The sequence below is a fragment of the Pseudomonas sp. o96-267 genome (assembly GCF_003935465.1).
GTDB classification, from domain to species: domain Bacteria; phylum Pseudomonadota; class Gammaproteobacteria; order Pseudomonadales; family Pseudomonadaceae; genus Aquipseudomonas; species Aquipseudomonas sediminis.
In genome coordinates, this window is sequence record NZ_RHQP01000085.1 from 1 (window position 1) to 1,629 (window position 1,629).

Sequence of the window (1,629 nt, forward strand, 5' to 3'; positions counted from 1 at the left end):
CCACCCTCGCCCACAGCGCCGAGGCCACGCCCTACCGCTACGGCCAGAACCTGGATATCGCCAAAGTGATTTCCATCGACGTGCCTAACAGCTCGATGTGCGAAGTGGTCACGGCAACGATGACCTACCGCAACAGCGCGGGTGACGTGGAGGTTCTCGGCTACGAACAACTCTCCAGCGCTTGCACCAACCAGAACTGACAACCAGCAGCCCAACTGATCGACAGGAGCTTGACCATGAACATTTCTCGCACTCTGACCGCTGGGCTGCTTGCCCTGGCCATCAACAGCAGCTTCGCCGCCGGCAGTCCCGGTGTGGAGCGCAACACTCAGGGCTTCCTCGATGCCCTGGCAGCCGGGGGCGGTCAGCCGCTGTAAATGCTCTCGCCGAACGACGCCCGCGCCGTGCTGGTGGGTGCTCAGGCCAGTGTCGAGGTAGATCTGTCCGGCATTATCGTGGACACCAAGGTGATCCAGGTTAATGGCCAGTCGCTCACCCTCAAGGTGGTACGTCCTGAAGGCGCTCGCGGCATTCTGCCCGGCTTCATGTTCTTCCACGGTGGTGGCTGGGTACTGGGTGATTATCCGACCCACGAACGCCTGATCCGCGACCTGGTAGTAGGCTCTGGGGCGGCTGCAATCTACGTCGACTACACGCCGTCGCCGGAAGCCAAGTACCCGACCGCGATCAACCAGGCCTATGCCGCGACCAAATGGGTCGCCGATAACGGCAGTCAGATCGGTGTCGACGGTTCGCGTCTGGCCGTGGCCGGCAACAGTGTCGGCGGCAACATGGCTGCTGTGGTGGCCATCAAGGCCAAGGAAGCCGGTACGCCGAAACTGCGCGCCCAGGTCCTGCTGTGGCCAGTGACCGACGCCAACTTCAACAATGCGTCGTATAACCAGTTCGCCGAAGGCCACTTCCTGACCCGCGGCATGATGGAATGGTTCTGGGACAACTACACCACCGACCCGAAGCAGCGTGACGAGATTTATGCCTCGCCACTGCGTGCCAGCCTGGAGCAGCTCAAAGGCCTGCCGCCGGCCCTGGTGCAGACGGCCGAGATGGACGTGCTGCGCGACGAAGGCGAAGCCTACGCTCGCCGCCTGAACGCCGCCGGTGTTCCGGTGACTGCCGTGCGCTACAACGGCATGATCCACGACTACGGCCTGCTCAATGTGGTGTCCGAAGTGCCGGCGGTACGTACCGCCATGGACCAGGCCGCGCAGACGCTGAAGAACAGCCTCAAGTAAGCGGCTGAAAAAGAAAACCCCGCCACCGTTGCCGGTTGCGGGGTTTTCTTTTGATCATCGTCCTTCGCGGCTGAAGACGCTCCTACGCGAGCGCTGCTACGCCTGTAGGAGAGCCGCGAATCACGCGTTACGCCAGACCACGCACCTGCTCCCAGGTCAGATCCAGGCATTTGCGCGCTTTCTCTACCAGCTCATCCACTTCCGCCTGACTGATTACCAGAGGCGGCGCAATGATCATGGTGTCGCCCACGGCGCGCATGATCAGACCGTTGTTGAAACAATGGCCGCGGCAGATCATGCCTACCGCCTTGTCACCCGGATAACGTGTGCGCGTCGCCTTGTCCTGCACCAACTCGATGGCGCCAAGCATGCCGAC

1 protein-coding gene and 2 pseudogenes are annotated in these 1,629 nt (G+C 62.1%); 2 read left to right on the top strand and 1 reads right to left on the bottom strand.

All coding sequences use genetic code 11. The annotated features are described in order from the left end of the window. Together EGJ86_RS24825 and EGJ86_RS24830 are read left to right on the top strand one after the other, a co-directional pair. Positions 1 to 200 (top strand): DUF2790 domain-containing protein (locus EGJ86_RS24825; protein WP_125836940.1); only part of this gene is annotated, 200 nt, incomplete at its 5' end. Between the two features lie 36 nt (positions 201 to 236). Then, positions 237 to 1,253, top strand: a pseudogene (locus tag EGJ86_RS24830) (alpha/beta hydrolase). Positions 1,254 to 1,380: 127 nt separating this feature from the next. Here the strand turns inward: EGJ86_RS24830 and EGJ86_RS24835 are convergent. Next, positions 1,381 to 1,629: pseudogene (locus tag EGJ86_RS24835) on the bottom strand (aminotransferase class III-fold pyridoxal phosphate-dependent enzyme); the annotation flags it as partial.